This window comes from Ignavibacteria bacterium, assembly GCA_025612375.1.
GTDB lineage: Bacteria > Bacteroidota > Ignavibacteria > Ignavibacteriales > SURF-24 > JAAXKN01.
Map to the genome: position 1 here is coordinate 20,779 of JAAXKN010000017.1, position 17,633 is coordinate 38,411.

Consider the following 17,633-nt stretch of genomic DNA (forward strand, 5'->3'; position numbering starts at 1 on the left):
TTTGGACAGCAATGCAGTATAACATAATAGCTACGCTTGGCCCCGCTTCACAAAGTGAAGACACATGGCGTAATATGATTTCGCTGGGAGCTACATCCTTCCGCCTTAACACCTCGCATATGGAAATTGAAGAAACCGAAGTGTTGTTAAAAAGAGTTTCAGAGTTTTGTTCAAAAGAAAACCTTGATGTACCCGTTGTGCTCGATCTTCAGGGGAGCAAGTGGCGCATAGGAACAATTAGGCCGTATGAATTAAAAGATGGTGAAGCCGTAGAACTGACACTTTCTGAAAAAACTGATTCCCGTAATGTCCTTCCCGTTCCCCATGGGGATTTCCTTAAGGCAGCACAAACTTCAGGAAAAGAGATTGTGCTTAATGATGCAAAAGTGGTATTGACTGTTGAATCGGTAAACGATCATTTAATAAGAGCGCGCGTTACAAAAGGGGGCCCTGTTTCATCAAGAAAAGGGATAACGTTTTCATCTACAGGTTACAGGAGTGAAAGCCTAAAGAAAAAAGATGAAGAGATTATTAAAAATACATCCAAATATAAAAATGTAAGGTATGCGGTTTCTTACCTCAGGGATGCCGAAGAAATGAAGCGCTACCGCGGGCTTATTGGTGAAGGCGCATATATTATTGCAAAGCTGGAAAGGGGAGAGGCGCTCCGGGATGCAATAAAGATAAAGGATTACTGCAATGAACTCTGGCTGTGCCGCGGGGACCTGGGTGCCGAACTGGGCTTAAGGAAAATGGCAGAGGCTGCGGCTGATTTTTCAAATATTGTTAAAGACATTCCGCGCCCGGTAATATTAGCAGGGCAGGTACTGGAGCACATGGCACATCACCCAGAGCCCACGCGTTCAGAAATAACCTGCATTTACGAAGCCCTTCAGAAAGGCTACTCTGGAATAGTATTATCCGACGAAACCGCCGTAGGAAAATATCCATTAGACGCCTGCCGCACCGCCGCAATGTTCAGGTAAAAAATATTTATATTTGTGTAGCTCAAAAAGTCTACTATATGCCGCGGCCAGCGGTCCTCCGCAGGAGGATTGATAGCCCCCGGGCGCAGCCCGGCGGGGCTATGGAATTGTAAAGCAGACTGAAGTGCCGTGGACAGGCTCCGGGTCAATCCATATCCTGCCCCCATGCCGTTCAACAATTTTTTTGCATAAGGCCAGGCCGATCCCTGTGCCGGGATATTTATCGCGGTCGTGCTGCAGTCTCTGAAAAATCAGAAAAACCTTGTCGAAATATTCCGGCTCTATTCCGATCCCGTTATCCTTAACACAGAAGACCCATTCGCTGCCTTTGCGGCGTACCGTAATATCAATTACCGGCTTTTCTTTCCCCCTGAACTTAATGGAGTTTGAAATGAGGTTAAGAAAAAGCTGCCGCATTTGAATTGGGTCTGCCTTGATTTCCGGGAGGTCCTTAAATATTATGGAAGCACCGCTTTCTTCAATTGCATACTGAAGGTTCCGTATTGCGTCTTCTACAATGGCGTTCATATTAGTCAGAATGAAAGCTTCGCCTCTTGTAGCTACACGTGAAAAGGTAAGCAGGTCGCTGATCAGCTGGCGCATTCTCCTTGCGCCGTCAATAATATAGTCCATAAATTCCTGTGCATCGCCATCCAGGCGGTCCTTATATCTGGAAGACAAAAGGCTTGTGAAGCTGGAAACCATTCTTAAGGGTTCCTGAAGGTCGTGAGAGGCAACGTATGCAAACTGCTCAAGCTCCTTATTCGATACTTCAAGTTCATGCTCAAGAACCTTTTGTTCATGAATATCTGTGCAGGTGCCAAGCCATTTGACAACTTCCCCCTTCTCATCCAGCTGTGGGATTGCTCTTATCAAAAACCAGCGGTATTCTCCGTCGTGCCGCCTGATGCGGCTGGAGGTCTCGTAAGTGGATTTTGCCTGCAGAGATTCCGACCAGACCGTAGTTATATTTTCCTTATCGGCAGGGTGCACGTTATTAATCCATTCCCAGTTTAAGGCGTCTTCACTACCTAATCCTGAATAGATATTCCACTGTTTGTTTGTATAATTAATATTCCCTTCATTGTCTGCCGTCCACACTATCTGCGGCATGGCGTCTGCCAGCTGCCTGTAGCTTTCCTCGTAAATTTCAGCCTCTTCCTTTGCCCGCTTCAATTCTTCCATGGCGCGAACGCGCTCTGTTATTACCTCTGAAAAAATAATTAAGCCGCCTACCTGGCCGGGAAGCTCATACCAGGGGCGGATCTCCCATCTCACCCAGTCTGTATGTCCGTCGAGCCTTGGGAACGGGTCCGCTTCGCATTTTTCAATGACTCCGCTCATGCACCTTTTATGGATCTCTTTCCAGCGATCGGGTATTTCAGGGAAGATTTCATAATGGTTCCGCCCAGTGAGGTCCTGCTCTTCCAGTTTATAATCAGCCAAGTATCGCTTGCTGGCTATTATGTAGTTCATGTCATGGTCCAGCATTGCAATTGCCGCCGGGCTGTGTTCAATAAAAAGCTTCAAAAGCTGCTGATTCCTTTGGATATTTCCTGCCTGCTCCAGAAGAATATCATCTTTCCTGCTGAACTCTGTTATGTCCTGATTTACGATAATTGTCCCGAGTAAGTTATTGTCTTCATCACGAACAGGAACAGCTGAATTCAGTATAGTCTTGAATGAGCCGTCGAAGCACTGGATAGTTAATTTGTCATTAATTATTGTTTTACCGCTCCTAAGCGCCCGGTAGGCCGCCCAGTCCTCAGGCTTGAGCTTTTCTCCGGTTTCCTTCCACCAGGCATTGTATTCAGCGTAATCATCAACTCCAACGTAGCGGGCTCCCTGCCAGATAGATCTGGCTACGGGGTTGCCGTATATGATCGCCCCGGTAGAGTCGGTCTGCCATATCCCTATCGGGAGGTTGTCCAGTATTGTCCGCAGCTGGGTTTCGGTTTCTTTCTGCGAGGTGATCTCCTGGCGCATATTATCATTCGACTGCCCGAGCTCTGCATTAATACGGGCCAGTTCATCTGCATACTTCTTCTGTTCTGTAATGTCATCAAAGGCAACGAAGACCTGGAAGGGCATCTCCTCGGTATTATGATGCAAAGGCTCTGCCGTAATTCTGATCCATCGGTAGTTTTTCTCGGCAGGATTCCTGACTCCCATTATTACATTGCTTACCTTTCTGTTTTCTTTCAATGCGGTCATAGCCGGATGAGTGTTTCCCGGAAAGACGGACCCGTCCTCATGTATTGTTTCCCACGCCGGATCGAGCGATGTGCGCCCATAGATCTGCTCTTCAGTAAGGCCCAGAATTTCCAAAGCGGCAGGATTGGCAGAAATTATTCTTCCATCAGCAGCGTGGAAGATTGCTCCCTGTGTCATTTTATTAAATAAAACACTAAAGCTCTCCCCGGACTGAAGGGAAACTCTTTCCGTATTTTTCATATTAAATCTGTTCCTTTGAAAATTTCTGATCATAACAGCGGATGGTAAAAAGTTAAAGCTAATTTTTATCAAGTTCAATGGCGCGGAAAATGTACAGAATTACGGCGCAGATAAGCCGGCAAAAATGAAAAGCTGAGCAATATGTATGAGGCTTTTTTCTGAGGGCGGAATTTTCCGCGTCTTAGTGAAATACCTGCATAAGCGATGGCCCTATTACATGCAGAATTATATCAGTCGAAAAGTGTGCAATCATTGCGCTTAACAGGCCGTATCTGAAAAACAGATAACCAAAAGACATTCCGGCAATTAAATTAAGTGTGATGGTAAATATGATGGTTGAAAAGTTTATTTCTGCACCTATAACTGCTAAATTGGAAATATGAGCAATGCCGAAAATAACTCCGCTGAGGAGATTGGCCGTCCAGAATAACAGCCTGGCTGATTTCACATATTCGCCTTTAATAAGAAACATTCCAAGCCAGATAAAAACCTGCAGCAGAAAGAACCTGAACAAAGTCTCTTCCGATATCCCTGCGGAAATTGAGATCATAACACCATAAAGAGGACCCGGAGTATTCATATGCTTTACTGAAGGGACGGGGAAAAGGAATGTCCAGATAAATGAAAGAACCATAAGAAAAATGCCGACACTGATGCCCGCAAGAAAACTGTAAGAGAGAATTTGTTTGATATTCTCAGGGTAGTCCTTTTTATAAAGAAATGATTTGAATACCGGCTCATCATATCCATATCTCTCTGAGAGGTTAATGCCTATGGATATTACAATTGTATATATGAATAATGTCAGTATAATCTGTAGGGGAACGACATAAACCAGCCTATTCGGATCAATTGCAGGCCTGCCGGAAAGAATGTTGCCATAAGGAATTGCAAGCAGTGCCGCAATAATATTCAGTACGAGCAGAAGGCTAAAAAGCCTGGGGTCGAAATTATCTCCTTTAACCGGTTCAGCAGCTTCCATACAGACCTCTGTTTTTGTGGGTATGAATATCCGGGCTGATGATATTTACACTAATCTGCCATAAATGAGGCAATGCTGGCAAAGATTGAAAAGAAAATTAAAATATTTTCTTCCCAGAGTCAATCATTAGGAAACTCAGATGCAAAGTCACTTCAAAAGGAGCAGTTTCCTGAACTGCATTTCCCCATAAAGCCGAATATGTTTTATTCCTTTACCAGCGACCTGATGCCTTTTGCTCCCGGAGCCTGTTTGGGCTGACCTTTGAATTAATTAATTTTATGGGTATATTTTACTATCTAATCAATAAAAGTTAGAATGTTTAGCTGTCGGCTGACAAATTTTTCTGCGGAAAAGGATAAATATTTTACAATAGATCCGGGAATAATAAAATGGCTAAGATCAGAAGCAGTATTTTCATTGCGCTGGGAAGTATTCTAATTGTTTCAGGCTTAATATATTTGTCGGCTAACTTAAATGATCGGGCAGCATTATATGCTATACCGTTTACGCTGGTTGGAGTAGCAATAATTTTAATAGATGTTTTCATGTACTCCCAAAGAAGTACTCCAAAGCAAATGAAACGATGAAAAAGATGCCAGGTATTTATCCCTGGTCATCAAAATTTTAGAAATACTGTCTTGAATTTAGTTATAAATATGTTTAACCACTCCACCCGGCCTGCAACGGGCAAATAGATAAAAATGCTGTGGCGTATTGTTCTGATGTTGTTCTTAGGGTTCTGATGCTGCAGTTTATCTTAAGTACCTATAGAAAACCACAATATATATTGAACTTCAAACATTAAGTAAACACTTAATTTTCAATCTGGTTCCCTTAAAGTCTGAAATAAACACGTCAGGTTCTGCTTTCACTTCAGGAATTCTTCTTATTACACACGTAAGATTCTCTAAGCATTCTTCCTTAACTAATTAAAACTGGTTTGAATATTCAATATTGCAGTTTCCGGCCATATTGGTTCAAACTATGATTCTCTTTAATTTGGAGGTAAAATGAACTTCTTTTACAGCTATGCCCCTAAATATCTGTTTACTGTTTTCTTATTTTTAGCTTTAACCTTTTCTAATCTGTATTCACAGGAAGAATCAAAAGGAATTCACGTGGGTACCGGAGTTGATATTGTCAGCAGTTATAACTGGAGGGCAATCGACTTTGGAAATTCACCAGCAATTCAGCCCTATATTGCGTTATCAGCGTACAATTTTGAACTCGTCGGCTGGGGATCATATGCCCTGGTAGCACAGGAGGAGAGGGAAGGAAAGAATGTCCCGTTTTCAGAAATTGACCTGGTCCTGAAATATTCAATCCCTACCTCAATCGGAACGTTTTCTCCGGGAGTGGTGGACTTCTTTTACCCGTACGAAAACATGAGGTATTCAGATTTCAAAGGAGTTGAAAACAATGAAAGCCGTGGAGCCCATTGGGTAAATGTCAACCTGACATACACGGGACCTGAATCATTTCCGGTTACTCTTACTGCAGACTATGCGGCACATAATGACCCGGACAAGCCGGTATATTTTGAAGCCAGCTATCCTGTAAAGATTAAAGAGACTAACCTGAGCATTTTTCTGGGTGCCGCAAAAGGAAAAGATAAAACTTCTTTGTATGGTATTGAGGACGGCAAGATCGGTATTGTTAATGCCGGGGTAACTGTTGCAAAGGACATGAAAATAACAAATGAGTTCTCTTTGCCTCTTAGCACGTCATTTGTTGTGAACCCGTATTTAAGTAAAGCCTTTTTAGTATTTAAGGTTAGCCTTTAATAAACGAAAATTTCCAAAGGAATAATAATGAAACTGGAACTAAATACAATCAAAAGCAAGATGCTCCTTTATATACTCGGGGGTGTTTTTGCGTTATTCTTGGTTTTGTCTTTGATCATACTTTCTATCGTATATAACAAGCAGAAAACTGTTGCCTGTCAGAGCACACAGGAGATGACAGAGAAAATTGCAATGGATATTACTTCGGATATACTAAGCGCAGATAATGGATTAAAAGCATTCAATAAGGTAGTCGAAACCTACTCGAGCAAAAACCGGCATGAATTGAGCCAGATGACTAAAGAATTCTTTCTCGACAATGAACAGTTCGCCGGTGTGTTTACGGTCTTTGAACCGAATGCCTTTGATGGGAATGACGCAAAATACATAAACAATGCCGACATGCCGGGCAATGAGAGCGGAAGGTTTACGGCATACTGGAATAAAAACGGCGGAGCCGTAGTGCTTAAAAGATCCTCTGACCAGTCATTTGCTTCTGGAGATTATTATCAGCTCCCCAAGTCTACCGGCAGGGAACTCATAATGGAACCTTATCTCTACGACGGCGTTTTGATGACCTCAATTGTCTATCCCATCATGAAGGATGGCCAATTTAACGGCGTGACGGGGGCGGATATTTCAATCGACTATCTGGACAAAAAGATCTCGAAGCAGAAAGTCCTGGAGACCGGGCGCGTTGAGGTCGTAAGCGCGAACGGGACTTATCTTGCATCCAGGAATAAAGAATACCTTGGAAAGAAGAAGATCTCGGACCTTGTGCAGGAAGCCGGCTATGACGGCTTAAAAGAAGTAGGAGACAACCTGAGAAATAACAATCACGGCTATATTGAAACATATGATCCTGTAAATAAATGTGACGTGGCTATTTTCTATGCGCCTGTTAATAAGGCCGGATGGGGCGTAATTGTAACGGTCCCTATCAGTGAGGTCCTGGCCGGGGCCGGAAGCGTAAGGAATACGCTGATTGTTATTGAAATCCTTTTCTTACTGGTCATTGCATTGATCGTTTACTATATATCTGTAAAAATCACAGACCCAATCAAAAAACTGACCGTCCTGACTTCTGAACTTTCTAAGGGACATGTAAAATACAGGGCGGAAATTGTTTCTAATGATGAGATCGGAACTATGGGAAAACAGCTCAACAGTTTCGCCAATCAGCTGGAAGATGTATCGGATAAAATGTATAAGATATCTCAGGGAGAAGTGGATGTCACTATTCAGGTCCAGGATGAAAAAGATGAATTTTCTCCTGCAATAAATGCAATACCGGTGACACTGAAAAAACTTCTTTCCGAGACGGACAAGATTACCTCTGCTGCTGCTGAGGGTATTCTTTCGGTGCGCGGAAATGAGGGATTGTTCAGCGGAGGATACAAAAGTATTGTCCAGGGAATCAATTTGACTTTGGAGGAAATTGTAAAACCTATACAGGAGAGCAGTCACATACTTGAGAAAATTGCCTCTGGAGATTTAACTGCAAGAATGAATGGCGAATACAAGGGCGATTATCAAATAATTAAGCACAGTGTTAACCAGCTTGCCAACTCAATCAACACTGCACTTTCTGAGGTATCTGAGGCCGTTCACGCCACAGCCTCTGCTGCAAATGAAATCTCCTCTTCATCCGAGCAGATGGCAGCAGGAGCACAGGAGCAGAGCCAGCAGGCAACTGAGGTGGCAGGAGCCATTGAAGAAATGACTAAAACTGTCTATGAAACAGCCAGGAATGCAAATGAAGCTTCAAGCGTCTCTATGGGGGGCAGCCAGGCTGCTGAAAGAGGAGCTAAGAAGATTGAGGAAACAAAGAAGGGCATAAGTAAAATTGTTTCTTCTTCAGATGAGACTGCAAGGATAGTTGCTTCACTTTCAAAAAGAACTGAGCAGATAGGCGAGATCACTCAGGTAATTGACGACATTGCAGACCAGACGAACCTGCTTGCCTTAAACGCCGCAATTGAGGCTGCGCGTGCCGGCGAGCAGGGACGCGGCTTTGCAGTTGTAGCCGACGAGGTGCGTAAACTTGCCGAGCGTACTACAAAGGCTACAAAGGAAATTGCAGATACTATTATGTCAATTCAGCTGGAAGCCAGGGAGGCCGATTCTTCAATGAATGATGCAAAACAGGCCGTGGAGGAAGGAATGAAGCTGACAGAAGAGGTCTCTGAGGTGCTTGGTGAAATACTCGGCGGAGCCCGGAAGACAACTGACGTGGTCTTGCAGGTTGCAGCTGCCAGCGAGGAGCAGTCCAGCGCCGCAGAACAGATCAGTAAAAATATAGAAGGCATATCTTCTGTTACACAGCAGTCTGCAGCTGGAACAGAACAGATTGCGCGTGCTGCAGAAGACTTAAACCGTCTTACAGTAAATCTGCAGGGGCTCGTTTCAAGGTTTAAGTTGGAAGAAATACGCCTGGAAAAAAATGGTGCCGCATTTAACGGCAGGCATGCTAAGGCCCTGTTGTATAATAATTAAGGATGCATTCGTTGACTTATAATAAAAAGTAACTTTTGCAGCCGGCAAAACCTATCTCTGTAAAGCGGCTAAGGCTTACCTTTAGCCGCTTTATATTTCGAGCAATCTTCTGTCAGTTATAATTTTTTCAGCACGCGTTTCTTAAGATTTTGCCAGTGCCCTGATGTCCTTTACTTCCAGTATCTGTTTGGGGTAACCTTTCAGTACGCTGTTTATCATGGCAAGGCCCACCTCGCGCATTGTTAAAACAAAATTCGGGAAAAGCCTAATCAATATGGGAAACAAGCTGAGAATGGGCTTGTAAATACTTTGAATATTCTTCTGCCCCGGAAAAGGCTTCATAAAGCCGGGACGGAAATTGTATGCTCTCTTAAACGGCATACGCAAAAGGGCGTTTTCAGTTTTGCCTTTTACACGTGCCCACATAACTTTTCCTTTTTCTGTGCTGTCCGTCCACGCGCCTGAGACGTAAACAAACGTCATCCCATGATTAACTTCCGAAAGTTTCCTGGCAAAGTGAGTTGTTATGTCGTAAGTGATATGACTATATTCTTCTTCCTTCATTCCCCTTGAACTTATCCCGGCGCAGAAGAAGCAGGCATCATAGCCAGTAAGCCAGACTGTAAAATCATCCAGTGATAAGAAGTCTGGAATAATCACTTCCTGCACTTTAGGATTAGTTAAATTGTAATGCCTGCGGTTTACCATCAGCACCTTCTCTACATCAGGATGCTCCATGCACTCAAAGAGCACACCTTCCCCCACCATGCCCGTAGAGCCGGTGATAATTACTTTTATTCCCATAAACCTTTCCTATTTTGTAATCAGATTTTCAATAATCTTTTCCAATTCTTTATATTCATCAACCCAGCCGCCGGGTACATTATAAACGATGTTATTATTGCCGTCAACTATAACGTGGCGGGGAAATGAATTCCCGAAATATTTCGCCGCTTCTTTGTCCGAATAGCATTGCTCGTAGGCAAATGTATTTGTCTTAAGAAACTGATCTAACTTTTCATTGTCTCCAACAATAGCTATGAAATCAATATCCTTCCCCTTGTATTTTTCCACGAGCTTATTTAGCCCCGGAATCTCCTCCCGGCAGGGAAGGCAGGTGGTCGCCCACCAGTTAATCACTTTAATTCTGTTGTCTTTTAATTTTACTTCTTTCCCTTCTATTGATTTGAACTTTATGTCAGGGAACTGTGATCCCGGAAGCAGCGTATTCTTATCTGAAATAGACGGCTCATTCTTTCCCGTTGGATTAATCCATTTGTAATACAGGACCTTGTTCTTAAGGTCAAGTGCCAGGTTTATATTATTTAAGTAGAGATTATCTTTGGTGCGCAGGTCAGTGCTGCAGTAATAAATACCGCCGCTGACTTTATTCATGTCTGGCTTACTGAAGTATAAAGAGCCATCCTTAAAATTGCATATAACTGTAGTCTGCATTTTTGCAGTATCGGCTGTAATGAACATTTCTGAAAAGTACTTGTTTGCATCTAATCTGTACCAGTCCCCGTTTGGGGACATTTTGAGGAGGAAATTCCTCTCCGACTTATCTTCAAGATTTTCAACTTTAATTGGTGTGGTCTTCAGGTATGAAATGTTTAACGAATCAGTTGAAGCAAATATTCCTGACGTCACGAGTAACATCATCAGAACTGCAAATGAGCCGCAAAGAAAAAAAGAATGCCGCATGAGATCTCCTTTTGAGTTAGTATAAATTGAATTTCAAAAGAGAACAGAATTAAAACGTGCAGGAATATACAACTTTTCCCGTTAAGATGAATCAGTACAGGCACTGACGGGAGTTTGAAAGATGGCTTCTGCCCCTTACAAAGTCAACTTAATTCAAGAATCATAATAGGGATTAAAGAACCCCGGAGAGGCTAGTTGCCTGTAGCAATAACATAAGAAAAAATAATTCTGAGCTCCGGAGGACTTAAGCGTAAATTCCAGGACGGTTTTTTGAAGCGTAGCCTGATTGTGACCATTTTCAAATAACTCCCTTGACAATAAGTAAAATATGAAATAACTTACATTTGCAATTCTTCAAAAACCAATTTGAGGTATATTATCGGCAATAATGCTACTGTACTTATTACATTTTCACAACTCTTGGAGGAAAATAATGTACAGGTTAAGCATCCTTTTGACTTTAGCTCTTTCTTCCGTTATTATCCTTTCCGGCTGTTCAAAATCAACCGAGCCCCAAAATCCAAAACCAGATTATTTTACAAGCACTGGAATTGCTTATCCAAACTGGCACGATACAGGCTCTCCTGAGGGAATAATGCCTGAACTATCTTTGGTCAAGAAAATGGATTTTAAAGCAAGGACTTATTACTACAATATTTTGCCCTCAGATGTGCTGCTGAACACGATTCTAAATCAGGTCCCTGATGGTTATTCAGGGGATGAAAATGTCCTTGTCCTGGATGTTGTATATGATCCATCCTTGAAGGGAACTTACAATTATACCCCGGATCTGTCTGATCCAACAAAATGCTGGGGAGGGCTGCAGAGACTTGTAGGTGAGGATGAGCTAAAGGGAGATGTAAATTCTTACCAGGTCCAGGTGTGGATGAATGTTCAGCAGGCGCCAAAAGGTGCAAAGCTCTATATTGACCTTGGGAGAATAAGTGAGGACGTGATACCAAACTATGTTCTGAGCACGGAGGATAAAAATGGTAACCTGCTCCTTGAACCCGGGGAAGATACCGGCCTTGACGGGCTCGCTGACCAGCAGGAGCCATTCTATAATGCATTAACAAATCCCGATCCTTCAGGGGATAATTATTCATATTCTCCCGGTTCAGCTGATTATACCCACTTTAACGGAAATGAAAACAATGCGCTTTCATCAGAAAATGGAAAAGTGCCGGAAACTGAAGATATAGATAATAACGGCAACCTGGACAGACGAAATGGCTTTTTTAGATACGAAATTCCACTCGATTCACTGGATGCCGATAAAAGATTTATTGTCGAAAAGGGGAAGAATGGATGGGTAAATGTCAGAATACCGGTGTCTGCCTTTACGAATACTATTGGGCAGCCAGCCCTCAGCGCGCCCATTATAATGAGGTTATGGTTCAGCGGAGTACAAAGCACTATCCGCCTGAGGTTTGCTGAATTGAGACTTATATCTAAATAGAAATTAGTTTTTTATTCTCCGGGTTTGCGCTGGAAATTTTACATCGGGTTGACCCTCTTCCCCCTGAGAGACTTCCTTTGTGGAAATTGTCCTCCTTTCCCGGAGATTTTTTCTATATGAGATTTCCGAAAATGCCCGATTTTGTGGCTCCCGCTTTGTCCTTTGAACGTATTTTACGTATTTTATGAACTGTTAAATAAAATCTTTAAGGAATCGGGATATAATGGATTTTTTTGAAATTGGTACTTTTCACTACCTGAATAACAAGCTCTACTGCGAACATAAGGCAGTCGGGGAAATTATCGATGAAGTAGGCACACCGGCTTACATATACAGCAAAAAACATTTCGTCGACCAGTTTAAGACTTTCGACGAGGCTTTTAAGGACGTAAAACATTCAATCTTTTATGCCGCTAAAGCTAACTTTAACCTGAATGTACTTAAAACCTTTGCCGACTTAGGCGGCGGAATTGACGTCAACTCGGCAGGCGAACTCTACCGCGCTAAGAAAATCGGAGTCGATCCTTCCAAAATCATCCTCTCAGGCGTGGGAAAAACCGCGGATGAAATAAAACTTGCGCTTGAATATGGCATTAAGCTTATTAAGGCTGAATCCTTTGAGGAACTCCTCCTTATAAACAAGGTCGCAGGCCAGGCAAACGCTGTAGCCCATGTGGCCTTAAGGATCAATCCTAACGTCGATCCTAAAACACACCCGTACATTTCTACAGGACTTGCTGAAAACAAATTCGGTATCGATGCCTCAGAGGCCGAAAGTGTCTACCTGGAAGGCTTAAAGCTGGAAAACGTCATGCTCACAGGCCTCGATATGCATATAGGATCCCAGATTACTACAATCGCACCTTATGCCGAGGCAATTGGCAAAATGGCAGAACTTTTCAAAAAAATTAAGGCAAAGGGCGTTCCACTCCAGCACTTCGACGTCGGCGGCGGCATGGGCGTGCGCTACAATAATGAGAACTTATTCTCCCCGGCCGAACTGGCAGCCTCCGTTAAGGATACCTTAAAGGACCTCAACTGCGAGATCATGTTCGAACCTGGCAGATTCCTTACCGCTAACGGCGGCATTCTTGTTACTGAAGTGCTCTATACAAAGAAAAACAGGGAAAAGAATTTTATTATCGTCGATGCCTCAATGACTGAACTCATAAGGCCCAGCCTATACAGCGCTTACCACCACGTTCAGCCTGTAACACTTGCTTCACGCAGGGATATTAAGGCCGATATTGTGGGTCCTGTCTGCGAAAGCGGCGACTTTTTGGCCAAAAACCGCACTATACAGGAATGCTCTCAGGGCGACAAACTGGCTGTTATGACCGCAGGCGCATACGGAATGGTAATGTCTTCTAACTATAACGGCAGAAGACGCCCGCCGGAAATCCTGGTCGACGGCGACAAGTTCAATGTTATACGCAGCCGCGAAAGCTTTGAGCACCTCCTGTGGGACGAAGAGCTGATTAAATAGGTAGAGGTAAAGGCAAAGGCTGATTGTTTAATACACGGGTGAATTATTATTAAGGGGTATTTTTTAATTACAATGCATAGAAGAAATTTTATAAAGACCGTTTCGGCAGCATCTGCAATTTCAATGCTGCCTCATACACTCTTCGCGGAGGATAACCTTAAAAAGCCTGAGGATACTCCCGTAATTAAACCCCGCCGCCTTAAGGCAGGGGATACTATTGGACTTATTACTCCGGGCAGCTATATAACTGAAGATGAACTGAAGGAATCCGTTAAAAACCTGGAGGACCTGGGCTTTAAGGTAGTCTATACCGATAACGTTACGGCAAGATTCGGCTACCTGGGCGGCAAAGATGACCTGAGGGCTCAGGACGTGAACCTCATGTTCTCAAGAAAAGACGTCGACGGCATTATCTGCACAAGAGGCGGCTACGGATGCGCAAGGCTTCTTCCTTATCTCGATTATAATATGATAAGGAATAACCCCAAAGTCCTTTGCGGCTACAGCGATATTACCTCGCTCCTTTATGCAATAACAGCCAGAACCAATATGGTGACCTTCCACGGCCCTGTTGGAATTTCTACTTTCAACGAATTTTCTTTATCTTATTTTAAGAATACACTGATGGATCCGGCTGATTCACTCAGGTTCTGGAACGCAAGGGACGAAAAGCCCGACGATAAAAGCCGCCAGGTTATCCCTATCCGCGGCGGCAAGGCAAAGGGCAGGCTTGCAGGCGGCAACCTCTCTATTGTGGTCTCTTTGATCGGTACGCCTTATGACATAAATACCAACGGGAAAATTGTTTTCCTCGAAGAAATTGGTGAAGAGCCGTACAGAATAGACAGAATGCTCACACAGATGATTGAAGCCGGGAAATTTGAGAAGGCTGCCGGAATCGCCCTGGGCGTTTTTGAAAAATGTGAGGCCAAAGAATCTGCCCCGGCTGAACCCAGGTCGCTTACTTTGCAGGAGGTCCTTATGGACCGGCTGTTTAATCTGAATATACCTGTAATTTACGGGCTTTCTTTCGGTCACATTACTAATAAGTTTACACTGCCTCTTGGCGTTATGGCAGAACTGGACGTCGACAACCAGAACCTGACGCTCCTTGAGCCCGCAGTTGTCTGAAAGTCCTTTGTTCCGCTTGAAATAGAGTTGATAAATATAAAAGAAAGGGGTTCCCATGAAAAAATTATTTCTTTCCGCGTTTCTTTTGCTGCCTTTATTATTGAGCGGATGCCTTGTAGGCAACAAAATCGTTTATAATATCGTGCCCGCAAAGGGAGGCAGCGGTACGGCAACGGTATTCTACACCAACATCAGAAGCGATGCCAGTGACGATCAGCAGTTTAAGGAAGACCAGAAACTCCTTTTTGACTTTATGCTCAAAAGCCGTGAATTCCTGAAGGAAAGAAAGGATAAGGGGCAGGATATCATATCAAGGGAGCTTTACCTCGATAACGGCAGGCTTAACGGAAAGGCCACTTATAAATTTGAAAAGCTCAGCGACGTTGAAAAAACACTCTCCTTCGAAGACGGGTTTTATTTCCTCACACTTGCCTTGGACGACAGCGTCATTACAACAAACGGCGAGATAATAAAATCTTCTAACTATAAAAGAATTCTCTGGGATGATAGGGTCGATACGCTTAAATTTGAGATCTCAATTGAACCTGCTGAAGGTACACAGTTAAAAGACCTTGCGCCCTTCTATAAGGGCCAATAAAAGTTAATCCTTTAAGCCCCCTCTTTACGCGGGGGCTTTCTGAGAGCCTGGAAGATAATTATGTTTGCTGAGATCGTTTTTCCGCTTCCCTTCAGGAACGTGTTTACATATTCGGTTCCAAATGAACTCATCCCTCTGGCAAGGACGGGTGTAAGAGCCGTCGTGCCCTTCGGTAAAAGAATTCTTACCGGCTTCATCATTAATGTTACAGATAAAACCACGGTTGAAGATAAAGTTAAGCCCATTCAGGATATTCTAGACGCAAGCCCCATCTTCACACAGGAATCACTCAAATTTTATGAATGGATTTCAGGCTACTACCTGAGCTCGCTTGGCGAAGCCCTCAGAAACTCCGTGCCCTACGGCCTTGACGTTGAATCGAAAAAAAAGATTGTAAGCGATAAACTCTTCTGCCAGAAGCTCCTTTCAGAGGAAACCGACAAGTCGTCAGTAAAAAGCCGGATCTTAAAAATATTGTCGGAGCAGGAAGTCGTAACTCTCAGCTTTCTGCAGAAGGAAGTAAAAAAGAAAAATATCTATTCCTTACTCCGCAGCCTCGAAAAATCCGGCGCCCTGACGGTCCTGGATGAGCTGGAAAAAGCAAAGGTGTCGGTTAAGAAGGTTAAATTTGTTAAGCTTGCACTTTCAGCCGATGAAACCTACGAGGCTTTTCCTGAAATTGAAAAACGCTCGCCAAAACAGCTCGTAATCCTTATGGAACTGCTTTCAGATAAAGGAGATGGCGTGGCCCTGGCCGATATACTGAAAAAAACAAACACTTCCAAAAGCTCTGTCGATGCACTCGTGGAAAAGAATCTCGTTGAAATATTCGATCGCGAGGTGGAACGCAGCTACTCTGAAGCCTATTCTGAAGAATTCCAGGAGCTTACGCTTACCCCGGCCCAGGAGGCCATTAGACAGGAAGTCTCCTGCAGCATTAAGGAGCAGAACTTCCAGACATTCCTTCTCCACGGCGTAACTGGAAGCGGGAAGACGCAGGTCTATATTGAACTGGCAAAAGAGGCGCACGCAATAGGTAAAAACGTCTTAATCCTTGTGCCTGAAATTTCCCTTACCCCCCAGATCACCTCCCGGCTTTATAACAATTTCGGCAGCAAGGTTGCCGTCGTCCATAGCCGCATGTCCCTGGGTGAAAGATACGACACATGGCGGGGAATTATTGCAGGCCGGTTCACCGTCGTCGTAGGCGCGCGCTCCGCACTCTTTGCACCGCTGGACAATATAGGACTCATTGTAGTCGATGAAGAGCACGACTCGAGCTACAAAAACCACGAGAACGTTCCAAAGTACCAGGCCCGCGATGCTGCCGTAATAAGGGGCAGCATATGCCAGTGCCCCGTTGTTCTCGGCTCTGCCACGCCTTCGGTTGAAAGCATGTATAACGCCAGGCTCGGCAAGTACAGGCTTCTTGAACTTAAGGAAAGAGTTGATGAGGCCAGGCTGCCCGAAATCAGGCTCGTCAACGTTTCGGTCGAAAAAAAGAAAAAGCAGATGGAAAGCGTTTTTTCCAAACCTCTTTTAAACGAAATTGAAAAAAGGCTCAAGAAAAAAGAAGGCGTTATAATTCTTCAGAACCGCAGGGGATTTGCAACACAGGTATACTGCGAGGACTGCGGAGAGGTGGAAACGTGCGAAAACTGCTCGGTCCCCCTTGTATTCCATATTAACCGGAACATCCTCCAGTGCCATTACTGCGGCTACTACAAACCCGTTCCGAATGCCTGCACACACTGCGGGTCGTTAAAAATTAAATATTACGGCACGGGTACGCAAAGAGTGGAAGACGAGATCTCATACTACTTCCCCGAGGCAAGGATTGAAAGAATTGACTCCGACTCCACGAGCAAAAAAGGCGCCCTGGGCTTCATACTGAATAAGTTCAGAAAAGGGGAGGTCGATATCCTTGTCGGAACACAGATGGTCTCCAAAGGGCTGGACTTCTCAAACGTCACGCTCGTTGGCGTTGTGGCCGCCGAGACGAGCCTCTGGCTTCCGGACTTCAGGGCTGATGAGAGAACTTTTCAGCTATTGACACAGGTATCCGGTCGCGCGGGACGAAGCAAGGCAGAAGGGGAAGTTGTTATACAGACGCAGAACGACAAGCATTTTGTGCTGCAGAAGGTTGTTGAAAACGATTATCTCTCTTTCTATGAAAGGGAAATTGAGGTGCGCGAAAAGATGGATTATCCCCCTTTCAGCCGCCTCTGCCTTATCGAAGCGCGCGATGAAAGCGATGAGATGGCCCGTGGAGCCATAAACGATTTCTATGAGCACCTTCAGAAGTACCGCAATGGACTTATGATCACACCTCCATCTGAGGCTATGATAGCAAAGCTCAAGAACAATTACAGGTTCCACATCCTGATCAAAAGCGATAAAAAAACTGACCCCGGCGGCGCAATTCTCAGAAACGCGGTCCTTAACTCATTTATTAATTTTAACCGGATGTCGCGCTATAGAAATATCAGGCTCTTCTTCGATATTGACCCGCAGAGCATAGTATAAAAAAATACCCTGAAAGCCTTTTCCATC

The 17,633-nt window shown here is 44.0% G+C and carries 13 protein-coding genes; 8 read left to right on the forward strand and 5 right to left on the reverse strand.

Features of this window, described 5'->3' with window-relative positions; all coding sequences use genetic code 11:
• The first annotated feature begins 11 nt into the window (after nucleotides 1-11).
• A complete protein-coding gene (locus HF312_11765; protein ID MCU7520884.1) occupies nucleotides 12-986 on the forward strand; it encodes a hypothetical protein in 975 nt (324 codons plus the stop codon).
• A 99-nt stretch (nucleotides 987-1,085) separates the two neighbouring features.
• Here the strand turns inward: HF312_11765 and HF312_11770 are convergent, their stop codons facing one another.
• From HF312_11770 to HF312_11780, 3 genes are all read right to left on the reverse strand, one after another.
• Nucleotides 1,086-3,440, reverse strand: coding sequence for a PAS domain S-box protein (locus HF312_11770; protein MCU7520885.1), 2,355 nt, complete (start codon nucleotides 3,438-3,440; stop codon nucleotides 1,086-1,088).
• 181 nt (nucleotides 3,441-3,621) lie between these two features.
• Nucleotides 3,622-4,422, reverse strand: coding sequence for a CPBP family intramembrane metalloprotease (locus HF312_11775; protein MCU7520886.1), 801 nt, complete (start codon nucleotides 4,420-4,422; stop codon nucleotides 3,622-3,624).
• Between the two features lie 364 nt (nucleotides 4,423-4,786).
• Nucleotides 4,787-4,969 (reverse strand): hypothetical protein, encoded by a 183-nt coding sequence (locus HF312_11780; GenBank protein ID MCU7520887.1) that lies wholly within the window; start codon nucleotides 4,967-4,969, stop codon nucleotides 4,787-4,789.
• Between the two features lie 463 nt (nucleotides 4,970-5,432).
• On the opposite strand from HF312_11780, the gene HF312_11785 reads away from it, so the two are divergent.
• Together HF312_11785 and HF312_11790 are read left to right on the forward strand one after the other, a co-directional pair.
• Complete coding sequence (locus HF312_11785) at nucleotides 5,433-6,206, forward strand: hypothetical protein (protein ID MCU7520888.1); 774 nt, start codon at nucleotides 5,433-5,435, stop codon at nucleotides 6,204-6,206.
• Nucleotides 6,207-6,233: 27 nt separating this feature from the next.
• Complete coding sequence (locus HF312_11790; GenBank protein MCU7520889.1) at nucleotides 6,234-8,702, forward strand: HAMP domain-containing protein; 2,469 nt, start codon at nucleotides 6,234-6,236, stop codon at nucleotides 8,700-8,702.
• A gap of 141 nt (nucleotides 8,703-8,843) precedes the next feature.
• Here the strand turns inward: HF312_11790 and HF312_11795 are convergent, their stop codons facing one another.
• Both HF312_11795 and HF312_11800 read right to left on the reverse strand, forming a co-directional pair.
• A complete protein-coding gene (locus HF312_11795) occupies nucleotides 8,844-9,506 on the reverse strand; it encodes an epimerase (GenBank protein ID MCU7520890.1) in 663 nt (220 codons plus the stop codon).
• Nucleotides 9,507-9,515: 9 nt separating this feature from the next.
• Nucleotides 9,516-10,406, reverse strand: a complete 891-nt coding sequence (locus HF312_11800) for a TlpA family protein disulfide reductase (GenBank protein ID MCU7520891.1) — start codon at nucleotides 10,404-10,406, stop codon at nucleotides 9,516-9,518.
• Nucleotides 10,407-10,839: 433 nt separating this feature from the next.
• Here HF312_11800 and HF312_11805 point away from each other — a divergent pair, with 433 nt between their 5' ends.
• The 5 genes from HF312_11805 to priA all read left to right on the forward strand — a co-directional run bounded on the left by HF312_11805 (nucleotide 10,840) and on the right by priA (nucleotide 17,606).
• The gene (locus tag HF312_11805; GenBank protein ID MCU7520892.1) at nucleotides 10,840-11,865 is read left to right on the forward strand and encodes a hypothetical protein; all 1,026 of its coding nucleotides are present in this window, start codon (nucleotides 10,840-10,842) and stop codon (nucleotides 11,863-11,865) included.
• A gap of 223 nt (nucleotides 11,866-12,088) precedes the next feature.
• Entirely contained in the window at nucleotides 12,089-13,351 is a 1,263-nt protein-coding gene (lysA, locus tag HF312_11810) for a diaminopimelate decarboxylase (GenBank protein ID MCU7520893.1), read from the forward strand.
• A gap of 72 nt (nucleotides 13,352-13,423) precedes the next feature.
• The gene (locus tag HF312_11815) at nucleotides 13,424-14,482 is read left to right on the forward strand and encodes an LD-carboxypeptidase (GenBank protein MCU7520894.1); all 1,059 of its coding nucleotides are present in this window, start codon (nucleotides 13,424-13,426) and stop codon (nucleotides 14,480-14,482) included.
• 55 nt (nucleotides 14,483-14,537) lie between these two features.
• The gene (locus HF312_11820) at nucleotides 14,538-15,080 is read left to right on the forward strand and encodes a hypothetical protein (GenBank protein MCU7520895.1); all 543 of its coding nucleotides are present in this window, start codon (nucleotides 14,538-14,540) and stop codon (nucleotides 15,078-15,080) included.
• 60 nt (nucleotides 15,081-15,140) lie between these two features.
• The gene (gene priA, locus HF312_11825) at nucleotides 15,141-17,606 is read left to right on the forward strand and encodes a primosomal protein N' (protein MCU7520896.1); all 2,466 of its coding nucleotides are present in this window, start codon (nucleotides 15,141-15,143) and stop codon (nucleotides 17,604-17,606) included.
• The last annotated feature ends 27 nt before the right edge of the window (nucleotides 17,607-17,633 follow it).

Coding starts and splice junctions, on each gene's coding strand:
- HF312_11775 (MCU7520886.1), bottom strand. CDS start 4,422: ATGGAAGCTGCTGAACCGGTTAAAGGAGATAATTTCGACCCCAGGCTT.
- HF312_11770 (MCU7520885.1), bottom strand. CDS start 3,440: ATGAAAAATACGGAAAGAGTTTCCCTTCAGTCCGGGGAGAGCTTTAGT.
- HF312_11805 (MCU7520892.1), top strand. CDS start 10,840: ATGTACAGGTTAAGCATCCTTTTGACTTTAGCTCTTTCTTCCGTTATT.
- HF312_11785 (MCU7520888.1), top strand. CDS start 5,433: ATGAACTTCTTTTACAGCTATGCCCCTAAATATCTGTTTACTGTTTTC.
- HF312_11780 (MCU7520887.1), bottom strand. CDS start 4,969: ATGAAAACATCTATTAAAATTATTGCTACTCCAACCAGCGTAAACGGT.
- HF312_11815 (MCU7520894.1), top strand. CDS start 13,424: ATGCATAGAAGAAATTTTATAAAGACCGTTTCGGCAGCATCTGCAATT.
- priA (MCU7520896.1), top strand. CDS start 15,141: ATGTTTGCTGAGATCGTTTTTCCGCTTCCCTTCAGGAACGTGTTTACA.
- lysA (MCU7520893.1), top strand. CDS start 12,089: ATGGATTTTTTTGAAATTGGTACTTTTCACTACCTGAATAACAAGCTC.
- HF312_11795 (MCU7520890.1), bottom strand. CDS start 9,506: ATGGGAATAAAAGTAATTATCACCGGCTCTACGGGCATGGTGGGGGAA.
- HF312_11800 (MCU7520891.1), bottom strand. CDS start 10,406: ATGCGGCATTCTTTTTTTCTTTGCGGCTCATTTGCAGTTCTGATGATG.
- HF312_11820 (MCU7520895.1), top strand. CDS start 14,538: ATGAAAAAATTATTTCTTTCCGCGTTTCTTTTGCTGCCTTTATTATTG.
- HF312_11790 (MCU7520889.1), top strand. CDS start 6,234: ATGAAACTGGAACTAAATACAATCAAAAGCAAGATGCTCCTTTATATA.
- HF312_11765 (MCU7520884.1), top strand. CDS start 12: ATGCAGTATAACATAATAGCTACGCTTGGCCCCGCTTCACAAAGTGAA.